Below are 20,237 nucleotides of genomic sequence, written 5' to 3'. Positions count from 1 at the left end.
GCCAGCCCCCCAAGTCCAGCCCCGAACAAGGCCTTTCCCTTGCGGGCTGTGCTTGGTATCTCGGGGCAAGCCCAAAAAGGACATGAAAAGATGCCGATGGAAAAGACCTTCAACGCTGCCGAGGCCGAAGCCCGCCTGTATAAAATGTGGGAAGAGGCCGGTGCCTTCAAAGCCGGGGCCAATGCCAGCCGGGACGAGACGTTCTGCATCATGCTGCCGCCGCCCAATGTAACGGGGCATCTGCATGTCGGCCATGCCTTTAACCATACGCTGATGGATATCCTGACGCGGTGGAAGCGGATGCAGGGGTATGACACGCTCTGGCAGCCGGGGCTGGACCATGCCGGGATCGCGACGCAGTTGATGGTGGAAAAAGACCTTGCTGCGACGGGCCAGCCGAAACGGGTCGACATGGGGCGCGAGGCGTTTCTGAAAAAGGTCTGGGAGTGGAAAGGCGACAAAGGCGGCGTCATCGAACAACAGGCGCGGCGGTTGGGCGATTCAATGGATTGGTCACGCTCGGCCTTTACCATGTCCGGTGCCGAAAGCGCGCCTGACACCGAAGCCCCCGGCAATTTCCATGATGCCGTGATCCGGGTCTTCGTGGATATGTATAACAAAGGGTTGATCTATCGCGGCAAGCGTCTGGTCAATTGGGACCCGCATTTCGAAACCGCGATTTCTGACCTTGAGGTCGAGAATATCGAAGTTGACGGCCATATGTGGCATTTCAAATATCCGCTGGCCGGTGGCCAGACCTATGAATATGTCGAGAAGGATGAAGACGGCAATGTGACCCTGCGCGAGACGCGGGATTACATCTCTATCGCGACCACAAGGCCTGAAACCATGCTAGGCGATGGCGCGGTGGCGGTCCACAAGGATGACCCGCGCTATGCGCCGATTGTCGGCAAGCTGTGCGAAATCCCGGTGGGGCCGAAAGAACACCGCCGGTTGATCCCGATCATCACCGATACTTATCCTGATCCGAACTTTGGCTCGGGTGCTGTCAAGATCACCGGCGCGCATGATTTCAACGATTACGAGGTCGCCAAGCGCAACGGGATCCCGATGTATGCGCTGATGGATACGAAAGGGTATATGCGCGACGATGGGCGGCCCTATGCCGAAGAAGCGGTGATCGCGCAGCGTATCGCAACCGGTGAGGAAGAGTTCGACGAAGGCAAGATCGCCGCGATGAACCTTGTGCCGGATGAATATCGCGGGCTGGACAGGTTTGAGGCGCGGGCGCGTGTGGTGGCGGATGTCACAGCCGAGGGGCTGGCGGTGATGGTGCCTAATCCGGCCGTGGTTGTCGGAGGTCCCGGCGCGGAGGCCGGGACTGCGGCGGGGGCGGATGGTGCGGGAGGTCCCGGCACGGGGGCCGGGACTGCGGATGACGCGGGCGCAGCGCCCCGTAGTCCCGGACTTGATCCGGGACCTCATGCCAGGCCCGAACCAGAACCCGCCCTCATCACGCTGGTCGAAAACAAAAAGATCATGCAGCCCTTCGGCGACCGCTCCCGCGTTGTCATCGAACCGATGCTGACCGACCAATGGTTCGTCGATACTGCCAAAATCGTCGGCCCGGCGCTGGACGCGGTCAAACAGGGGCGGACAAAGATCATCCCCGAAAGCGGGGAAAAGGTCTATTATCACTGGCTGGAGAATATCGAGCCTTGGTGCATCTCGCGCCAATTGTGGTGGGGGCATCAGATCCCGGTGTGGTATGGCCTCGACCTCGGCGTCGCGGATGAACACAACCCTTCCGGCACCTTGGACGAAACCGAACTGCTGGGCCTGCTGCTGGATGGCATGGTCCATCGTGGCACGGTCATGCATTGCGGTACCGACCTGGAGTCTGTGAAAGCCGCCTTCACCTTTGACAATGCCGATCTGCCCAGCCCGCTGAGCCATTCGCAGATCATCGAAGTCGCGGACAAGGCCGAGGCGATCGACCGTTTCGCGGCAGGCCTTGCCGATTACAATGTCACGCAAGACCCGATGAAACTGGTGTTCCCGGTCTGGCGCGATCCTGATGTGCTGGACACATGGTTCTCTTCCGGTCTGTGGCCGTTCGGCACTTTGGGCTGGCCCAATGACGATCCGGCGATGAAATATTTCCCCGGCGATGTGATGATCACCGGTCAGGATATCCTGTTCTTCTGGGTCGCCCGGATGATGATGATGTCTCAGGCCGTGCTGGAACAGGACCCGTTCCATACCGTCTACCTGCACCAGCTTGTCCGCGATGCGAAGGGCGAGAAGATGTCCAAGACCAAGGGCAATGTCATGGACCCCTTGGACATGATCGACCAATATGGCGCGGATGCTTTGCGGTTCAGCAATGCGCAGATGGCGGCGATTGGCGGCGTGCTGAAAATCTCCGAAGACCGGATCAAGGGATATCGCAATTTCGGGACCAAGCTGTGGAACGCCTTCAGCTTTGCAGACCACTACAATATTGCATACCCGGGCGATCCTGCACGCCCCGATGCCACGCTGACGCTGAACAAATGGATCATCGGCGAGACAGGCAAATTGCGCGAAACCGTCGATGCGGCGCTGCACGCCTACCGGTTCAACGATGCCGCCGATGCGCTTTACGCCTTCACCTGGGGCAAGGTCTGCGACTGGTATCTGGAATTTTCCAAACCGATCCTGCAAGGCGAGGATGCAGCGGCGAAACTGGAAACCGAACAGACCCTGCGCTGGGTGCTGGATCAATGCCTGATCCTGCTGCATCCGGTTATGCCCTTCATCACCGAAGAACTCTGGGGGTTGGCCGACAATCGCGCTAAAATGCTCTGCCATGCCGATTGGCCGACATATGGCAGCGCATTGGTCGATGCCGAGGCTGACCGTGAGATGAACTGGGTGATCGCGCTGATCGACAACACCCGCTCTGCCCGCGCGCAGGTCCATGTGCCTGCTGGCGCGCAGGTGCCACTCCTGGTCGCCGGGCTGGATGCCAAGGGTCAATCGGCATGGGACAATAACGCCGCCCTGATCCAGCGTCTGGCGCGGATCGATAGCCTGACCCATGTGGACGCCTTCCCCAAAGGCTGCGTCACGATCCCCATGGCAGGCGGCACTTTCGGTCTGCCCTTGGAAGGGCTGATCGATGTCGCGGCAGAAATCGCGCGGCTGGAAAAGACGCTGCAAAAACTGGGCAAGGAACTCGGCGGTCTGCGCGGGCGGTTGAACAACCCCGCCTTCATCGCCTCTGCCCCGGATGATGTGGTGGAGGAAGCGCGCGCCAACCTCGCCCTGCGCGAAAACGAAGATACCCAGATCAAGGCCGCCATCGCGCGGTTGCAGGAACTGGGCTGACTCCATGGCAGCGGGCCGCCCTCTTGGCCCCTGCTTCTTATTTCCCAAAATACTCCCCGCGCGGAGCGCATAAGAGTCAAATCCATGCCTCACCCCAAAGTGACCAAGCTTGCTGCCTCTCTCCCCGAAACGGTGCCCTTTGTCGGGCCGGAAACGCAGGAACGCCTGCGCGGCGCGCCGTTTCTGGCACGGCTGGGGGCGAATGAAAGCGCCTTTGGCCCCTCGCCCCGCGCGATTGCTGCAATGCGGGATGCGGCGGCAGAGGTGTGGAAATACGGCGATGCCGAAAGCTATGATCTGCGTAAGGCACTTGCCGTGCATCATGGCGTGGGAATCGAGAATATCCTTGTCGGCGAAGGGATCGACGGGCTGCTCGGCCTGCTGGTCCGGCTTTACATCGCGCCGGGTGATGTGGCGGTCACCTCGGACGGGGCCTATCCGACCTTCAATTATCATGTCGCGGGCTTTGGCGGGCGGTTGGAAAAAGTGCCTTACAAGGGCGATTATGAAGACCCCGACGCCCTCGTCGCCAAGGCGCATGAAACAGGTGCGAAACTGGTTTATATCGCGAACCCTGACAACCCGATGGGCAGTTGGCATCAGGCGGACGTGATTACCCGAATGATCGCCGATCTGCCCGATGATTGCCTGCTGCTACTGGACGAGGCCTATATCGACCTTGCCCCCGATGGCACCGCGGCTGATATCCCGGTTGAAACGCCGAATGTGATCCGCCTGCGCACCTTTTCCAAGGCGCATGGCATGGCCGGTGCGCGGATCGGCTATTCCATCGGTGCGGCGGAGATTATCGCGGGGTTTCACAAGATGCGCAACCATTTCGGCCTCAGCCGGATCTCGCAGGCCGGTGCGCTGGCGGCGTTCGAGGATAGCGCCTGGCTGACCCATGTGCGCGATCAGGTCGCGGCCTGCCGGGCCGAGATTGGCCAGATCGCGGCTCAGAATGGCCTGAAAGCCCTGCCTTCTGCCACCAATTTCGTCACCATCGACTGCGGGCAGGAGGGCGATTTCGCGCGCAAGGTTCTGGCAGAACTGGTCGCGCGCGGCATTTTCGTGCGGATGCCTTTCGTCGCACCGCAAGACCGCTGCATCCGCGTCAGCTGCGGCCCGGCAGATCAGATCGCGGCCTTTGCGCAGATGCTGCCGCAGGCGTTGCAGGCCGCGCGCGGCTAGGCGGCGGCGATCACGCGGGTGGCGGCCTCCAGCGCGCCGGACCCATGCGGGATGTCCAGCGCCTTGAGCCCAGCATCAATGGTGGCCAGCGCGCCAAGGATCATCGGCGGGTTCACATGGCCCATATGGCCGATGCGGAAATAGGCATCGGTCGGGGTCCGCCCAAGGCCGATTCCCAAAGTCAGCCCGCATTTATGCTCGCACCAGCGGCGCAGATCATCGCCGAAAGGCGTGCCGATCACCGCAGCGGTCACCGCATGCGAGCGTTGCGCCGCTGTGGCGATATTGAGATGTAATGGCCCGGCAGCGGACCAGCAGTCAAAGGCAGCCCAGATCGTCTGCGCCAAGGTCGCATGGCGGGCAAAGACATTGTCCAGACCTTCCGCCTTGATCAGGTCCAGTGCTGCGCGCAGACCGTAGAGGTGATGCGTGGGGGCGGTGCCATAGAAATACTGATAATATTGCTCCGGGTCGGCGCGCGGGCGCCAATCCCAATAGCTGCTGACACAGTCACCACGCGCTTCATCGGCCTTGGCGTTGAACCAGACAAAACTCATCCCTGCGGGCGTCATCAGCCCCTTCTGGCAGCCCGCGACCATCAGATCGACACCCCAGCCATCCATCTCAAACCGGTCACAGCCCAAAGATGCCATGCAATCCACGCAAAGCAGCGCCGGATGCCCGGCGTCATCCAGCACGCGGCGCAAGCCTGCGATATCATTTTTCACGCTGGTCGAGGTATCAACATGGACCGCCAGCACCGCCTTGATCCGGTGGTGGGTATCGGCGGCCAGATGGGCGGCAACAAGATCCAGATCGATGGGCGCGGCATCGCCGAAATTCAGCGTTTCGACCTGTGCGCCAAGGCCGGTCGCGACCTCACCCCAGCCGATGCAGAACCGGCCGGTTGCGAGGACCAGCACGCGATCGCCGCGCGACAGGATATTGGCCAGCGAGGCTTCCCAAGCGGCATGGCCATTGCCGATGTAGATCGCGACTTTCGCGGCGGTCATGGCCACGGCTTGCAGATCAGGGATCAGGCTGGCGGTCAGATCATGCAATTCGCCTTCATAGATATTTGGCGAGGCGCGGTGCATCGCGCGCAGAACCGCATCGGGCATGACAGAGGGACCGGGGATCGCCAGATAGGCCCGACCATTGGCAAGAGACATCATATGACTTTCTGAAAGGTTACCGGTGGACATTACCGCTGCGCGCCGCCGCGTCAACCTTGCCCCTTTCTGTCCGCATCCCCATCTGTCAGACATGGCCGGACCAAAAAGGAAATCTGCTATGTCTGAACGCATTGTGCTGTCTGTCTCTGGCGCGGACCGGGTGGATTTCCTGCAAGGGCTGATCACCAATGACGTCACCCGCGCGGCGGATGGCATTGTCTATGCCGCCTTGCTGACGCCGCAGGGCAAGTTCATCGCGGATTTCTTCGTGATCGGGCAGGATGATCGCTTGCTCATTGATGTCGCGCAAAGCCATGCCGCGACATTGGCGCAGCGGTTCACCATGTACCGCCTCCGCGCCGATGTGCAGATCGCGCAGACCGATCTGGTCGTCTCACGCGGCACTGGTGCTGCGCCAGCCGGGGCTTTGCCCGACCCGCGCCATCCAGCCCTTGGCTGGCGGCATTATGGTGATAAAGATATCAGTGACAGCACCGATTGGGACGCGTTGCGCGTGGCGCATCTGATCCCCGAAACCGGGATCGAACTGACACCGGAGACTTATATTCTGGAAGCCGGGTTCGAAGCACTGCATGGCGTCGATTTCCGCAAAGGATGTTATGTCGGGCAGGAACTGGTCGCGCGGATGAAGCACAAGACCGAATTGCGCAAAGGGCTCGCGCAGGTCAGCCTGACCGGCAATGCCGCGACCGGCGATGCGATCACATCAGATGGCAAGGATGTCGGTGTGCTGCATACGATCAGCGGCGCGCGCGCCATCGCTTATCTGCGCTTTGACCGCGCCACCGGCCCGATGCAGGCCGGTGACGCGACGGTGACGATTGTAAACTAACGCCCCCGCATCTTCCGAGTAAAGATATCCCCGCGCGGTGCGCCCAAGGCGCGCAGCGCCGCAGGATCATGTCAGGCGCGTTCGACGTATTCGAACAATTCGGTGTTCACCACGATATCTTCATCCGTGCCGACAAACGGCGGGATCATGATCCGCACGCCGTTATCCAAAATTGCAGGTTTGAAGCTGTTGGCAGCCGTCTGACCTTTGACCACGGGTTCGGTCTCGGCCACTTTGCAGATCACCTTTTGCGGCAAGGTGACGTTCAGCGCCTCTTCGCCGTGATATTCGATATGCACGACCATGCCGTCCTGCAGGAACGGGCGGCGGTCGCCAAGGATATCGACCGGCAGCGCGATCTGTTCGTAGGTTTCGCTGTCCATGAAGGTCAGCATGCCATCCGTTTCAAACAGGAACTGCTGATCCTTCTGGTCCAGCCGCACGCGTTCGACCTTATCGGCAGAGCGGAAGCGTTCGTTCAGCTTGCGGCCATCGCGGAGGTTTTTCAGCTCGACCTGCGCAAAAGCGCCGCCTTTGCCGGGCTTGACGTGGTCGACTTTCACGGCCCCCCAGAGAGAGCCTTCATGTTCCAGCACATTGCCGGGGCGGATTTCGTTACCGTTGATTTTGGGCATAGGTCACTTCATGACAAGAGGGGCCACGACTTGTATGGCAATCATCCCCGCCTATATAGGGGTGAAGATAGACTGGCAAGGCCACTGAAACACCGCGGATCGGGGCGTTAGCTATGCATTAATAGCATGGCTGCCATTCCGAAAGAGGGTCCCCGAATCGCTTTTGAAAGTGCATAAGGGCGGTCATCCCGAACCGCAAGAACAAAAAAAGGACATAAAATGAGAGATTTCGTCGACGGAACAGCCTTCAACAACGAACAGGGCAACCGTGCCCGCAAGTTATTTGCCGCCGTTGTGCTTGCTGCGCTGGATGACGCGATCGCTGATGACAAGAAATACGGCAATGGTCCCGAACAGATCGCCCGCTGGGCGCGGTCGCGGGATGGCCGTGAAGTCTTGTCCTGTGCAGGCATCGACCCGAACGAACGTGTGGTCAATGGCCTGATGGAATTTGTGGGCAAAGGCATCCGCACCTCGGTTGCTTTGTCGCGCGAAGAAAGCGAACGTCGCAACGCAGCCGAACTGGAATCGCGCGCCGCCTGAAAGCCGCACCGATCTTGACGGTCTGAAAATGCGCGGTCCCATGGGGCCGCGTATTTCGTTGATGGGGACGCGATGACCAAAGCGATCATGATCCAAGGCGCCGGGTCCAATGTCGGCAAATCCATGCTGGTGGCGGGGATTGCCCGCGCCTGCGTCCGCCGTGGCCTGTCGGTCGCGCCATTCAAGCCGCAGAATATGTCCAACAATGCTGCGGTGACGGCGGATGGTGGCGAGATTGGCCGCGCGCAGGCCTTGCAGGCCTTAGCCTGTGGCTTGGACCCGGTCATCGACATGAACCCGGTGTTGCTGAAACCCGAAACGGATATCGGCGCGCAGGTGATCGTGCAGGGTAAACGCACCGGCACGTTGAAGGCGCGCGATTATGGCAAGCATAAAGCGACGCTCTTGCCTGCGGTGCTGGACAGTTTTTACCGGCTGGCACAGGGGCGTGATCTGATCATTATCGAAGGTGCCGGCAGCCCGGCAGAGGTGAACCTGCGCGCCGGTGACATTGCCAATATGGGCTTTGCCGCTGCGGCACAGGTTCCTGTCGTGCTGATTGGCGATATCGACCGGGGCGGGGTGATCGCGCAGATGGTCGGCACCCATGCGGTGCTACCGGATGATGATCGCGCGCTGATCAAAGCCTATGCGATCAATAAATTTCGCGGTGATCCGACGCTTTTTGCCGAAGGGATGGCGATGATCGGCGCGCGGACTGGATGGACCCCTTTGGGCATTGTCCCGTGGTTTGCCGATGCGTGGAAATTGCCGGCAGAGGATGTGATGGATATCCAAAGTCGTGATGGTGGTGACATAAAGATCGCGGTGCCACGGCTGAACCGGATCGCGAATTTCGATGATCTTGATCCGTTGTCGGGCACGCCGGGCGTCAGTGTGCAGATTATCGAAGCAGGCCGCCCCCTGCCCGCAGATGCCGATCTGGTGATCCTGCCGGGATCGAAATCCACCATCGCGGATCTGGCGCATTTGCGCGCGCAGGGCTGGGATATTGATCTGGCGGCGCATATCCGGCGCGGCGGGCATGTGCTGGGGATCTGCGGCGGTTATCAGATGCTGGGCCAAAGCATCGCTGACCCTGACGGGATCGAAGGCGCGCCGAGTCATGTGGCGGGGCTTGGCCATCTGGATGTGACCACGGTGATGCAGCCGCAGAAACGGCTCGCCTTGTCGGAGGCGATCTATCTGGCCAGCGGTGATCCGGTCAGCGGCTATGAAATTCATATGGGCGACACCACAGGCCCCGATTGCGCGCGCGCCTGGCTGTCACTCGATGGGCGCGGCGAAGGGGCGGCGTCACCCGATGGGCGGGTGATGGGCTGTTATCTGCATGGTCTGTTCCGCGCCGATGCGTTCCGCAGCGCGTTTTTTGCGCAGCTTGGCAGACCCGTCAGCCATTACGACTACGGCGCGCAGGTCGAGGCGACGCTGGACGCGCTGGCCGATCATCTGGAACAATATCTGGATATTGACGCGCTCTTGGCGCTGGCCGGACCTGTGGTCAGTCAAACTCGCGCGAGGCAAGCACCCGGTTGATTTCGCGCCGGACCAGTTTGCGCACATTGCGGGTAATCCGTTCACCCATCTCGCCCGCCAGTTCTTCGTGCAGGACCTGCAGGACGGCATCGCGCAGGGCCGCATCACCGAACTGGCCCGGAATATCCTGCGTCACAACATCGGCAATGATCTGTGTTTCAAGATCGGTCGCCGTTGCATCTGGTGCCGGATCATCGGCAGGTGACCTTGAGGTTTCCGCGCCGTCCAAAGCGGCGAGATCGGCGATATCCGCATCTGTGGCGAGGTCAGTGTCGGCGCTGTTGTCATCAACGTCAGACGGATGCGCCGCAGCGACAGTGCGAGTCGTTTCCGGATCGGCGGTATCATCCTGTTTTGGTCCGTCAACTCGTAAGGCAGGTGTCAGCAACAGCCGGTCGAGCGATGGCATCTTGCGTGACGTGCCATTGGGTTCATTGGCAACAAGGTGACGCACAGAGGCGACCAGATCGTCGACTTTGTTGGACGGCGTCATGTCGGACATGCCTCTACCTCGTTCCTGCAATCGGTGGAAAAATCGTCATTCAGCTGAACTTTGATGATAACCGATTGATTATTCGCGACCCAAAGCCTCCAGCACACGGTCCAGCGCCTGCCCTTGGGCAGAGCTTGCCGTCGGCGCGCTTTGGACCAGATTGTAATAGGCGTTCACGTCATATTGCTGCACCGGCAGACGCAGATGATCGGCGGTCAGCAGGCCCATCGCGGACAGCACGGCGTAGGAGGCGATGACCTCGTCCACCTCTGCGGCGATCCGGTTGGCTTGCGCATCCAGCAATTCCTGTTCGGCATTCAGCACATCAAGCGTGGTGCGCGCGCCCAGTGTCGCTTCTTCACGGACACCTTCGAAGGCAATCTGCGCGGCGCTGATCTGCTGCTGCGATGCGCTGGAAGAGGCGCTGGCAACCTGCAATGCGGCATAGGCATTGCCGACCGCCTGTTCTACGCCGATGCGGGTCAGATGCAGACCGGAGCGCGCGGCGTCACGGTTCGCCTGCAATTGCCGAATCTGGCTGGAAATTGCGCCACCGCTATAGATCGGGCCGCCAAGTGTCAGGCCGATCTGCGCGCTTTCGTCGAAATCGCCGTTAACGCCGACCGAGGTTTCCAGCGACAGGTTCGGCCGCAGCGCAGCTTCACCACGCTGGATGTTCAGTTCGGCGGCGGCGACGGAATGCTGTGATTCCAGCACGTCCGGGTGGTTGCGCACGGCAAAGGCCTTGGCTTCTTCCAGCGATTGCGACACCGGCGCGGGGCTTGCCGTGCCCGGCCCGCTGGGGGCGGCGCCGACAGCGGCGCGATATTCTTCGATCGCCTGGGTCAGGCTGCCCTGTGCCGCGGCCAGCAGACTTTGCGATGCGGCAAGCCGTGCCTCGGCCAAGGATACGTCGGTGCGGGTCACCTCGCCGACTTCGAAACGGTCACGGGCGGCCTGCAATTCCTGCGTGATCAGACGCAGGTTGTTCTGGCGCAACTGGACGAATTCACGTTCGCGGCGCACGTTCATATAGGCCTGCACCGCGCGCAACAGCACTTCCTGTTCGACGCTGCGCAAAGATTGGCGGGTGCTGAGCACCAGTTCTTTCTGACCTTCGATCGCCAGCCGATTCGCGCCGCCATCATAGATGGCAAGCGATCCTGCCACGCGCGCAGTGGTCGAATTGGTCGTACGCGACATCGGCGGGGTGGCGGCACTGTTAAAGCTGCGGCTGGTAGAAATCGACCAGTTGATCACCGGCAAAGTCGCTGCGACCGATTGCGCAACACCTTCATCCGCAGCCCGCAACAAGGCGCGGTTCTGATCCAGCAGACCCGAATTGCTATAGGCTGCGACCAGCGCATCGGCCAGCGTTTCGGCCTTGGCAACCGGGGCCGCCGCCACTGCCATCATCATTGCCAATCCGGCCATTGCGCTGCGTTTGAACATTCTCGTGACCTCGGTGAATTAATTGTCAGCCCCGCCCATCGCAGGCGGCGCAAATGAGTTAAAGCGCAAAGGCCGCAGGCCGACGGAACCCGTCCAGCACCGGCGCGCCTGCGTTGAAACCGTAGCGCCAGTTGACCACACCGTCGATCTTGTGACCGACCCGCACGACGCCCAGCGCCGCTTCGGCAAAGACACAGACGATCCGGCCACCTTCGCGCAATTGCGCCAGCAGATCATCGGGCAATTGTTCAACGGCACCCTGAATCATGATCAGATCAAAAGGTCCTGATTTGGCGGACCCGGCCATCAATGGCCCGGCCATCACGGCGGCATTGTCGATCCCATGCCCTGACAGCAGGCTTTGTGCCTCGTCCGCGCGGGTTTCGTCATCCTCGACCGCCACGACGAAATCGCACAGGCTGGCCAGAACTGCGGTCGAATAGCCAAGGCCACAGCCGATATCGAGCGCGACAAAACCGGGCTGAACATCTGCCAGTTCCAGCATTTTGGCCAAAGTGCGCGGCTCCAGCAGGATGCGGCCTTTGCCGATATCTAGGTTTTCGCCGACATAGGCCGCCTCGCGCAAAGCATCGGGCACGAAATCCTCACGCGGGATCGTCAGCATCGCGTCAATGATCGGAAAACGGGTGACATCGGATGGGCGGACCTGGGTGTCGACCATCATCGTGCGGCGTGTGGTAAAGTCGGTCAAAATCTAAACTCTTTCGTTTAGTAGCGTTACCGCTTGATGGCATATTCGGCACAAGGCGGCAACGGTTGATCGCGCGATCAGGTGCCAGTCGCGGAGTTTTGCGTATCGGGGGAGTGCTGGAGGCGAGTACCGGAATCGAACCGGTCTACACGGATTTGCAATCCAATTTCGCCCATTCGCCCGTGGTTGACAAGCTGCTGGCGGGCGGGAAAAATACCTTGTTCTTCAATAATTTAAACTAACCCCTGCCGACAAGCATCACGAAAACCCAAGGAAAGTCGTAGCTGTTTCTGTCGATTTATTGCACCGCTATTGCACCAAATTCAGAAAATATCGGTGCCAAGGACAGGTCTGGTGATGTGCTGGCGGCGGTCGCGTAGGGTTTATGTCCCCGCGTGATCTGGTTCTGCCGCCGCGTGCAACATATGGCGAAACAGCCGACCTGATGGTCAAGCTGCCCACCGTTCGAGCACAGCGATAGCGTTCTTTGGGTCCGCCTTGATCCGAAGCACGGCTTGACGCGACAAATGGGTGGTGGCAGCGATGGCTGAAATGTTCTGCGAGGTGGCCAGCATGTGCTGCACCGTTGTCACCTGCTCGCGGGTGTAGCTGGGCTTCCGGCCACGATACTTCTGCCCAGCGGCTTTAGCGTGTTCAATTCCGGCCCGTTGTGCGTCCTTTGTGGCTTCAGCTTGTGCCTGTGCAGATGCGGCCATGAATCCGATCAATGCATCTCGCACTGCCATCTGCATGGGATCGCTGGTGGCCCCATCAAATGTCATGTTGTTGATCACCGTGCGAATGATCACCCCACGTTTCATAAAGTCGCGGATGGTTTCGGTTACATCGGCATAGTTGCGGCCAAGTCGATCCACCCAGCGAACTACCAGCACGTCACCAGCCCGCAGCTTGTCGTAGAGCCGCTTGCCTTCAGTACGATCCTTCAGCCGGGTGCTGATGCCTGACACGCCGTGATCGGCAATGACTTCATCGATCTTGAAACCCGCCCGTTCTGCTTGGGTCTGTTGATGATCCAGCGTTTGGTCGGCGGTCGATACCCTGGCGTAAAGAATCGTGTGTGCCATGTGGCCTCCTGTGTCCGTTAAGGTGGAGTCCACAAATAAGTTGTCCGTAGATGCAAAACAAGTCTAACGGACAACAAAGTCACAAGGTTTTTGCCAGGTATTCAGTGACTTGTTGAGGTATACCCTTGCGGTCGCCGCAGTGCAGAAATCATTCTTCACAATCATCATGCCAGTCGCGGGTTTCAATCTTCCAACATTGGCCCGCAGCTTCCTTGGCTCGCCAGATCGGGGTCAGCGGATTCGCATTGAACGTTTCCCGGCACGATAGGTGGGCGACAATACGGTCATCGCGTTCTACCAAGATCGCGACTTCATAGGGGCATTCACCATCTTCGTGCCGATCATAGCCGCTGGTGATTACGTAGCCGTAGGAATGATTGCGAAAGACGACTTGATTTGTCGGATACCGCCCAAACCCACTCCAAGCCACATAGTCCACTTCGCGGATCGGGCGGGTCATCACCATTTCTGGATTCCCTGCTGGTCCAAAGGTGTATGTGGCCGTTCCATCACCAAGGCACAGCGACAGAGTTTTGCTGCCGGTGGTGCAGGTCAGAAAGGGTTCATCAGTGCAGGAAGCGGCTGCTACATTGGCAAGCCCAGCGGCGACGATGAACACACCTGCACGGACTAGCATCATCGGCAGGGCTTCCACAGATCGACCGATGCATCACGGATCACAAACACCCCACCATGGGCTTGTTCCATCAGCATGATGCGTTCCACATATTCCTCGCCTTCGGCTGCACACTGACCATCATACAGGATTGCGTTCATGCCGCGAACATCGGTTGGGTTGGTCAGCTCACAGGCGTTTTCGACATCGATCAGCCAATTTCCCTCGATGGCGACTGCACCACCTTCAAAGCCGATGTTCTGGCAGTCCCATGTGGCAGGGTCAGCCTTCAGGGGCAGATAAACCTCTTCAAAAGGCGTGTCTGCAAGTGCAACAGAACAGATCATGATAGCCGCAGCAGTGGCCAGTGTGCGTCGGATCATGTTCGTCCCCTTTGTGAATTAATGGAAAGAACCACGCCGTATGACGGCGTGGCCTAGTTGGCGTGCGAGGCAGGCTTCAATACAGACATGTATTACGTTGCATGTGCCGCAAGCAACTAAATCTAGATCGCGATTCGGCATTTTAGTGACGCTACTATCCAAATAGAATGCTTCACATGACTTTAAGATATAGAGCTTCGGCAGACCTTTCACGATTTTTATCGTTTCAAGGCCCATGGTGAAGATATTGCATCACAGGTCAATCAGCTAGTGTAGATATCCTATGGTTCCGCTCGCATAGCGATGCACATGGTTAGCGATGCCAAAGCCATCGTTTTGTTTACGGATTGCCGCTCTTCGACCCATTTAGTGGAAAAAAATTTTATTCAGCATACTGCATGACAACGGTGTCAACACAGTGACATCGTTTGCAAGTTATTCTTTAACGCTCAAGCCACATATTTGCTAAGTCCTTCGGCGACAGGTCATATCTGTAGCAACGCATTTTGATCACGCACTATAGCATTCCGGAAGCCGCGGACGGATCACTTAACTAGTAATCGTCGCAGTCGGATCGTATGTTGGTACCATTGCTAACCAGATACCCCACATTGAACCCATCGAAATTGTCAAAACATATCCTACTCGGATTTGAAAATAACCCAATTTGGTTTATGTTCCGCACACCCTTGACAAAACAGTAAATGTTACCCAACATTGAACGGCAATCACTGCTATTCACCTTGACAGCATAGCCGTTCATCTCCAAGTTCTTGTTTAGAGCATTTGCAAAATCAGACATATCGTCCGCAAGGCTTAAACTCGGCGTCAACGATACAGCTATTATCATCGGCAATCGAAAAACTTGATTACACGACCTTACAAAATACAACCGAAGAAAATTGATATTTTGCATTAGTTCCGCACATGACTTAATATTATTATTCTTTTCAGCAATAATTTTATTCATTTCCCCAAGATCTCCGAAGTTCTTAATTCTATGTTCACCCCAAGCATAGCTTCGACTTTGCTCCCTGATCTCCTTTCCATCGGATCTAATTTTTATGCAGACTGTTTGCACGGTCGATCGACAAAAATATTGCCGTATTCAGGTTAAATTTGTTGGCAACTCTTTTCTACATATCTTTTGGTGTAATTTCATAAAACAAAGGTATATGTTTCGGCATTAGATATAGAGCTTCGGCAGACCTTTCACGATTTTTACCGTTTCCAAGCTGAGCAGCGGCCCCCAAACGGGTTGCTATGTCAGATACACCAACTCGGTGATATCGAACCGGTCCTTCGGCACAATCCGATGCAAGCCCTCGGCATACTGGGCACGTGCCCATGTTCCGTCCGTTCGATAGGTCCAGAAAACATTGCGATAATCCCGGTGCTGGACCCTAATCTTCTCGATATTGTTGTCCGACTGCAGCCGACCCGTTACGCCATCATCCTTTATTTCGACCAGTGCAATGCTGTCGGGGGTGGCTCTGCCAGAAACACCGACGACGAAGTCCGGGAAGAACCGGTGACCAGACGGAAGCACCAAACGGGTTGCCCATGTTTCGTTTTCCGGGTTCCGCAGCCACCATTTTACCGTGCCGGTCGTGTCCGCGTCCAAGAACTCGGCAAAACTGCGTTCCTCCTGATTGAGGCGATCTGGGAACACGCCGTAGGCGGACTTGGTGGCGGGTTGAAGACTGTCCGGCCCAAAGTATGATTGTGGTATATCAGTATCCGCTACCACGCTAACACTGCGTCCTTGGACGGCCTTGATCGCTTCTTTCAGCTTTTCTGGCTCGGCCATACCTGCGACGTCCAAAGCCCTTCGCATGTCCCGATCATCCGCGTCGATCCCATCGTTATCGACCCTTATCCTCAACTCTCTGATGATGGCTTGTTTCAATAGTCGTGGATCAATCGAGTCATTGAACGTGAATGCCAATTGGGCACGTTCTGCAATTCGGGCGTTCGACAACCGCAGCCGCAGATCAATGGTTTCGGTCATCGCTGCATCGAACAGGTCTTTCAGGTCTAGGTGAGCTTTGGTCAGTCTGCGTTGCAGAAGGCTTACGATGGAAGATTTCGCAACAAATTCCCTTGCGATATCATCAACCAGATCATTCATCTTCATGGGATCAGGGGGCAGTTCCCGCAGTAAAGCTTTGGGCACCCCAAGATGTTGCCGCAAAGGATATGGCCTGAGCTTCGGCTTGCTGCTCGCGGTTTCGGTTGATCCGGGTTTCCGTTCTTCAGGTAGGTTTCCAAACAGCGGCGTTTGCAACATCTGCTGGTATGCCTCGCCGGATTCGATAGCTCGATCCTGATCCGCAGCTGGCAGGTCTTTCACCGTGTCCTTGACCAGCCCAGTATCAATTAGGTTGCCAAGACGTTCCTGACGTTCGGCATCGGTGGCCGGGGGCTTGTAAACAAACTCGGGCGATTGCACGATAGTTGAAGCCAACGGCATGGTTGGCGGGCTGAACTGAATTACATCAAGGCTGTCTGTGATGAGTTCGATGCTTCGCTGAACGGCCTTCAATTCGTCCACTGCCGCACTTAAACCAGCCTGCATATCTGGGTCCGTAAGGAACACATACCCCCTGTCGAGAAGCGTATCCTGCCCATGCGTGGGTCGCACCGCCGGATGAACACGCATAATCCGCCCGACGATCTGCAAACCGAAATCCTTGCCCCGGTTTGGTCGCACCGACACCAACGTCCATGCACGGGGGGCATCGAACCCTGTTGCCACCGCCACCTTGAAGATCAGCACAGCCTTGTCAGGGTCATATGCTAATGTGTGGAAATCCGGGTCTGGCTCGCCTGATGTATGCGTGGCGATTGCCGTCGCGGGCACCCCGATCTCTTTCAGTTTATCACGAACACGGGCCACTGGGTCAGTTCCGCCCGATGCCTGATCTTCGACCTGAACAAGCATTAACGGCGAAACTGAAATGCCGCGTTCAACAAGCCGTTCCCGTATCCGCAGGTGCTGTGTCCATCCAGCAGTCAGGGTGGCCTGCTCGTGATCGATCAACTCCTGATCGCCTTCCTTGAACCGGATCACCCCCAACATAAGCCCAGCCTTGTTCAACCCGGCCAGAACCACCTCGCCCCTTGGAACCACGATCCGGTTGCTGACCACGATCCCTGCCTTGGCCTCGAACGCTTCCAGCTTTTCATCACTTGGCGTGGCCGTAGCCAGAATGGTGAAATCAGGTTGAATCGTGTTCAGGTAAAATTCGGCTGCCACCGAGGCCGAAGCCCCGAAATTCAGATGTGCTTCATCGATAACAACGCCAACGAAGAACCCCTGCGACCGCAATGCCCCAATCAAAGCATCGAACGACAGGGCAGACTCGGAATCCCGTCGCACCTTCCGGGCTTCCTTGTTGCTGGCTGCAACCGTGGCCCATGTCTGGATGAACACATCACCATCGCGAGTGCCCACCGGCTCTCGATCCGTTGCAACATCCCGCACCCGCAACGACCCGCATTGCTCGACCAGAGCATCACGGGTCTGGGCCACCAAACCGGCATAGGGTGCGAACCAGAACCACACCACAGGCCGCGTCAGGCGGCCCCTTAGCCCCTCCAGCACCCGCCCTAGGATCAGGGTCTTCCCGGACCCGGTAGGGCTTTGCAACAGGGCTGCACCGGCCCTTAATCCGATCTGCTGCCGTTGCCCCGGCTGTTCATCATGATATCTGGCAACGCGTTCGATCACGCCGATCAAGTCGGTTACGGCAAGGCTCTGATACTTCGCGAGGGAAAGGCGAACATCAGTCATTGCTGATACTTTCGCACCAAGGTTTCCCGAACGGGAAGAACTTCGATATGCAACCCTTCCAGGGCGGCAACGATCTGCCCCGGTGCCCATGCATAGACAAACAAGTTCTGCCGGTCACGGGGCCGGAGCCATTCGATCAGGGCCGGATCGAACCGATCCGCCAACACCAGCGTCACGGCATCGGTTTCGTGAACGTTCCAAGATCGCGATGGGTTATGCAAAGTCAGTGGCAGACCGTGCAGGGCTTCCAGAGCGGTCCAGGCATCGGCGGGAAGCAAGTCGTAGTCCAAGTCTTCAAACTTGATTTCCTTGGTTCTCAAATAGGCAAAACCGGCCACCAACCCATCGTATTTTGGGTCGGTTGATGCGTTCAGCCGTCGGATGCGTTCAGCCGTGACATCCCTACATAAATTCTTGGATGGGCCATCCTTGGTGGCCTCGGTTGATGACACCAAGATAAACCTACGGTCCGTTCCTTCTCCGGCGTTCAGCTCCATCACGGCTTGGGCAGTCGTGGCCGACCCCGCGAAGAAGTCCAATACCAGATCGCCTTCACCGCTTGCTTGCCGAACCAGTTCACGAATGAGCGATACAGGTTTAGTATAGGTGAAAGCCTTGTAGCCGAAGATGTCTTGAACCTCCGTTGTACCTTCTTGGTTCATGCCGATCAAAAGATTAGAGGGAGACTCACCCGCTTCTGAAACGGGTAATGTTGCGGCTTCAGACTGCGGCGTAATCCACGATGATACTGGCTGCGTGGAGTTCTTCAATTCACGCTTGTAACGAACCCATTGCGGAATTCCAAAACCGACTTTCTTCCCTATCCAAAAGTCCAGAAATGGCATGTCGTGCCAAATTTTCTTAGTTTTCTTCGCCATTGGCACGTCCGACATTTCAATCGCGGCGATCAATTCATCCCGAGTATTCCAAACGGTAATCCGCTGCTCTAGTGGGAACACAATTCGCCCCTGCTTGATCCACTGACCGATCTGATCTTTCGGCGGAAGAATGCCCTTGGTTCCAGCATCTGGTGGAAAAACGGGCATGATGTCGGGGTAATCTTCTGCCCGATATTTTGTCCCCTTTGGGAATGGAGAAGGCCAGACCCTTTGAGGATTTGCTGGATAGTATACATCGGCATTAGGGTCATACATCGCGTAAAACCCATTCAAACGTTCGGTCATATCTTTCGGCTGGCTTATGTCGCTCAGGCGAAAATGGTCTTTTTTGGATTCATCCCAGAAAACGTATTTTTCGAACGTCTTTTCATACCCGCCAAACTTGAAGTTTTTCTTTGCATAAACCAGAACATGTTCATGATTTTCAGACAGGAACGAACCCTTGGTGTCGTTGCCACCAGTTCGTGTCCGCCATGCAAACGATCCCACCCGCATCCCTGGCAATGCTTCGTCCATCATCAATTCAAGTTTGGCCCGCTGGTCATCATTGATCGAAACCAAAAGCACCCCGTCCTCGGCCAGTAGGTCACGGGCCAGTGTCAGGCGGCGATACAAGAACTCTAGCCAAGTCGAGTGCCGGTAGCGATCTTCCTTATCCACATAGGCATCGTTATACACCCAGTCCTTGTTGCCGGTGTTGTAGGGCGGATCGATGTAGATGCACTTCACCGCCCCTGCATGGGTCATTCGCAGCCAACGAAGGGCATCGAAATTGTCCCCCTCAATCACAATATTGCCCCACGGTGCGGCCTTGTCCGACAGGTTTGGCACGATCTCGCAGGCCACAAAATTTTCATCGACCGCAGCATCCGCCGCGATCTCATCCCGCTCCCATACTAGCCCTAGCTTCTTGGTACGATCACGCTTTTCAAGCAGTTCGACCAGTTGGGCATGGGTCAGGCTTTCATACTTGCTGGTCATCTGGTCGGAACATCCTCTTGTGGTCTATGTAGGGTGTAACCGCATTGGGCGGTTTGGGAAATGCCATCTTGCATCAGTGCAGCTGGTTCTGCACCGGGCCGCTCTGCCAGCCTTCCCCCTTAGGGCTTACCACCGCGATGAGATCAACTACATCTACATCACCCTTCCCATCGTCACACGGCAAAAGAAGGAAGCAGATAACATAGACCTTAGCCAAATGCTGGCTTCTGCCTGCTGAAATACTCTCGCGGCAGAGCATCCCGATGTTGAGCCAGACCTGTGAGGTAGCTGTGAAATTGTAAGAAACATTGCAGCATCATATGGCGACAGGTAGCAAAGTCGCCCAGAAAGCTGCGGGATTGACATCAGCCTGCTTGGCAACGTGGTAGTTTGAAGCTGCCAATCAGGGTAAAATGGGCGAACTGCAGAAATTCGCCCAACATGAATTTACGAATGTTTCGTTTGAATCATCTGCCATCATAATCAGAAAATTTGCGGCGAACTTCATCTTGAACAGAAGCCCATCGTGACGT

The 20,237-nt window shown here is 57.4% G+C and carries 15 protein-coding genes and 1 tRNA gene; 5 read left to right on the top strand and 11 right to left on the bottom strand.

Annotated elements, in window-relative coordinates; genetic code table 11:
* The first annotated feature begins 90 nt into the window (after window positions 1–90).
* Together VOY09_RS17435 and VOY09_RS17430 are read left to right on the top strand one after the other, a co-directional pair.
* A complete protein-coding gene (locus VOY09_RS17435) occupies window positions 91–3,333 on the top strand; it encodes a valine--tRNA ligase (RefSeq protein ID WP_322895793.1) in 3,243 nt (1,080 codons plus the stop codon).
* A gap of 84 nt (window positions 3,334–3,417) precedes the next feature.
* A complete protein-coding gene (locus tag VOY09_RS17430; protein ID WP_322895791.1) occupies window positions 3,418–4,524 on the top strand; it encodes a pyridoxal phosphate-dependent aminotransferase in 1,107 nt (368 codons plus the stop codon).
* On the opposite strand, the gene VOY09_RS17425 is transcribed toward VOY09_RS17430, so the two are convergent.
* A complete protein-coding gene (locus tag VOY09_RS17425) occupies window positions 4,521–5,696 on the bottom strand; it encodes a pyridoxal-phosphate-dependent aminotransferase family protein (protein WP_322895789.1) in 1,176 nt (391 codons plus the stop codon). The two genes, VOY09_RS17430 and VOY09_RS17425, sit on opposite strands and share 4 nt — an antisense overlap.
* A gap of 121 nt (window positions 5,697–5,817) precedes the next feature.
* On the opposite strand from VOY09_RS17425, the gene VOY09_RS17420 reads away from it, so the two are divergent.
* Entirely contained in the window at window positions 5,818–6,552 is a 735-nt protein-coding gene (locus tag VOY09_RS17420; protein ID WP_322895788.1) for a folate-binding protein, read from the top strand.
* Window positions 6,553–6,623: 71 nt separating this feature from the next.
* Here the strand turns inward: VOY09_RS17420 and efp are convergent, their stop codons facing one another.
* The gene (gene efp / locus VOY09_RS17415; protein ID WP_322895787.1) at window positions 6,624–7,187 is read right to left on the bottom strand and encodes an elongation factor P; all 564 of its coding nucleotides are present in this window, start codon (window positions 7,185–7,187) and stop codon (window positions 6,624–6,626) included.
* A 219-nt stretch (window positions 7,188–7,406) separates the two neighbouring features.
* Here efp and VOY09_RS17410 point away from each other — a divergent pair, with 219 nt between their 5' ends.
* Complete coding sequence (locus VOY09_RS17410) at window positions 7,407–7,730, top strand: DUF6280 family protein (RefSeq protein WP_322895785.1); 324 nt, start codon at window positions 7,407–7,409, stop codon at window positions 7,728–7,730.
* A 72-nt stretch (window positions 7,731–7,802) separates the two neighbouring features.
* A complete protein-coding gene (locus VOY09_RS17405) occupies window positions 7,803–9,287 on the top strand; it encodes a cobyric acid synthase (RefSeq protein ID WP_322895783.1) in 1,485 nt (494 codons plus the stop codon).
* Here the strand turns inward: VOY09_RS17405 and VOY09_RS17400 are convergent.
* The 9 genes from VOY09_RS17400 to VOY09_RS17360 all read right to left on the bottom strand — a co-directional run bounded on the left by VOY09_RS17400 (window position 9,253) and on the right by VOY09_RS17360 (window position 19,704).
* Window positions 9,253–9,789, bottom strand: a complete 537-nt coding sequence (locus VOY09_RS17400) for a hypothetical protein (protein WP_322895781.1) — start codon at window positions 9,787–9,789, stop codon at window positions 9,253–9,255. The genes VOY09_RS17405 and VOY09_RS17400 overlap by 35 nt on opposite strands.
* 69 nt (window positions 9,790–9,858) lie before the next feature.
* Window positions 9,859–11,232 carry a TolC family outer membrane protein gene (locus VOY09_RS17395; protein WP_322895779.1) on the bottom strand — a complete coding sequence of 458 codons (1,374 nt, stop codon included), beginning with the start codon at window positions 11,230–11,232 and terminating at the stop codon, window positions 9,859–9,861.
* A gap of 58 nt (window positions 11,233–11,290) precedes the next feature.
* Entirely contained in the window at window positions 11,291–11,917 is a 627-nt protein-coding gene (locus VOY09_RS17390) for a protein-L-isoaspartate O-methyltransferase (RefSeq protein ID WP_322895836.1), read from the bottom strand.
* A gap of 144 nt (window positions 11,918–12,061) precedes the next feature.
* Window positions 12,062–12,125 (bottom strand) — tRNA-Ser (locus VOY09_RS17385).
* Between the two features lie 268 nt (window positions 12,126–12,393).
* Window positions 12,394–13,029 (bottom strand): recombinase family protein, encoded by a 636-nt coding sequence (locus VOY09_RS17380; RefSeq protein ID WP_322895777.1) that lies wholly within the window; start codon window positions 13,027–13,029, stop codon window positions 12,394–12,396.
* Window positions 13,030–13,177: 148 nt separating this feature from the next.
* Window positions 13,178–13,684 carry a hypothetical protein gene (locus VOY09_RS17375; RefSeq protein ID WP_322895775.1) on the bottom strand — a complete coding sequence of 169 codons (507 nt, stop codon included), beginning with the start codon at window positions 13,682–13,684 and terminating at the stop codon, window positions 13,178–13,180.
* On the bottom strand, window positions 13,666–14,028 hold the full coding sequence (locus VOY09_RS17370) for a hypothetical protein (RefSeq protein ID WP_322895773.1): 363 nt from the start codon (window positions 14,026–14,028) through the stop codon (window positions 13,666–13,668). Before VOY09_RS17370 ends, VOY09_RS17375 begins: the two co-directional genes overlap by 19 nt.
* Before the next feature lie 1,261 nt (window positions 14,029–15,289).
* A complete protein-coding gene (locus VOY09_RS17365) occupies window positions 15,290–17,824 on the bottom strand; it encodes a DEAD/DEAH box helicase (protein ID WP_322895771.1) in 2,535 nt (844 codons plus the stop codon).
* The gene (locus VOY09_RS17360) at window positions 17,821–19,704 is read right to left on the bottom strand and encodes a site-specific DNA-methyltransferase (protein ID WP_322895769.1); all 1,884 of its coding nucleotides are present in this window, start codon (window positions 19,702–19,704) and stop codon (window positions 17,821–17,823) included. The genes VOY09_RS17365 and VOY09_RS17360 overlap by 4 nt, the downstream gene beginning before the upstream one ends.
* Window positions 19,705–20,237: the final 533 nt, after the last annotated feature.

It is taken from the genome of Yoonia sp. 67-2 (genome assembly GCF_035117555.1).
Taxonomy (GTDB): Bacteria; Pseudomonadota; Alphaproteobacteria; order Rhodobacterales; family Rhodobacteraceae; genus Yoonia.
The sequence above is the reverse complement of the archived record's forward strand: the minus strand, read 5'-3'. Positions and strand labels throughout refer to the sequence as shown.

What these genes read in the sequence shown, in the direction of transcription:
- VOY09_RS17435 (WP_322895793.1), top strand. Translation starts at nt 91, where the DNA reads ATGCCGATGGAAAAGACCTTCAACGCTGCCGAGGCCGAAGCCCGCCTG.
- VOY09_RS17365 (WP_322895771.1), bottom strand. Translation starts at nt 17,824, where the DNA reads ATGACTGATGTTCGCCTTTCCCTCGCGAAGTATCAGAGCCTTGCCGTA.
- VOY09_RS17410 (WP_322895785.1), top strand. Translation starts at nt 7,407, where the DNA reads ATGAGAGATTTCGTCGACGGAACAGCCTTCAACAACGAACAGGGCAAC.
- efp (WP_322895787.1), bottom strand. Translation starts at nt 7,187, where the DNA reads ATGCCCAAAATCAACGGTAACGAAATCCGCCCCGGCAATGTGCTGGAA.
- VOY09_RS17420 (WP_322895788.1), top strand. Translation starts at nt 5,818, where the DNA reads ATGTCTGAACGCATTGTGCTGTCTGTCTCTGGCGCGGACCGGGTGGAT.
- VOY09_RS17400 (WP_322895781.1), bottom strand. Translation starts at nt 9,789, where the DNA reads ATGTCCGACATGACGCCGTCCAACAAAGTCGACGATCTGGTCGCCTCT.
- VOY09_RS17360 (WP_322895769.1), bottom strand. Translation starts at nt 19,704, where the DNA reads ATGACCAGCAAGTATGAAAGCCTGACCCATGCCCAACTGGTCGAACTG.
- VOY09_RS17430 (WP_322895791.1), top strand. Translation starts at nt 3,418, where the DNA reads ATGCCTCACCCCAAAGTGACCAAGCTTGCTGCCTCTCTCCCCGAAACG.
- VOY09_RS17370 (WP_322895773.1), bottom strand. Translation starts at nt 14,028, where the DNA reads ATGATCCGACGCACACTGGCCACTGCTGCGGCTATCATGATCTGTTCT.
- VOY09_RS17405 (WP_322895783.1), top strand. Translation starts at nt 7,803, where the DNA reads ATGACCAAAGCGATCATGATCCAAGGCGCCGGGTCCAATGTCGGCAAA.
- VOY09_RS17390 (WP_322895836.1), bottom strand. Translation starts at nt 11,917, where the DNA reads ATGATGGTCGACACCCAGGTCCGCCCATCCGATGTCACCCGTTTTCCG.
- VOY09_RS17395 (WP_322895779.1), bottom strand. Translation starts at nt 11,232, where the DNA reads ATGTTCAAACGCAGCGCAATGGCCGGATTGGCAATGATGATGGCAGTG.
- VOY09_RS17380 (WP_322895777.1), bottom strand. Translation starts at nt 13,029, where the DNA reads ATGGCACACACGATTCTTTACGCCAGGGTATCGACCGCCGACCAAACG.
- VOY09_RS17425 (WP_322895789.1), bottom strand. Translation starts at nt 5,696, where the DNA reads ATGTCTCTTGCCAATGGTCGGGCCTATCTGGCGATCCCCGGTCCCTCT.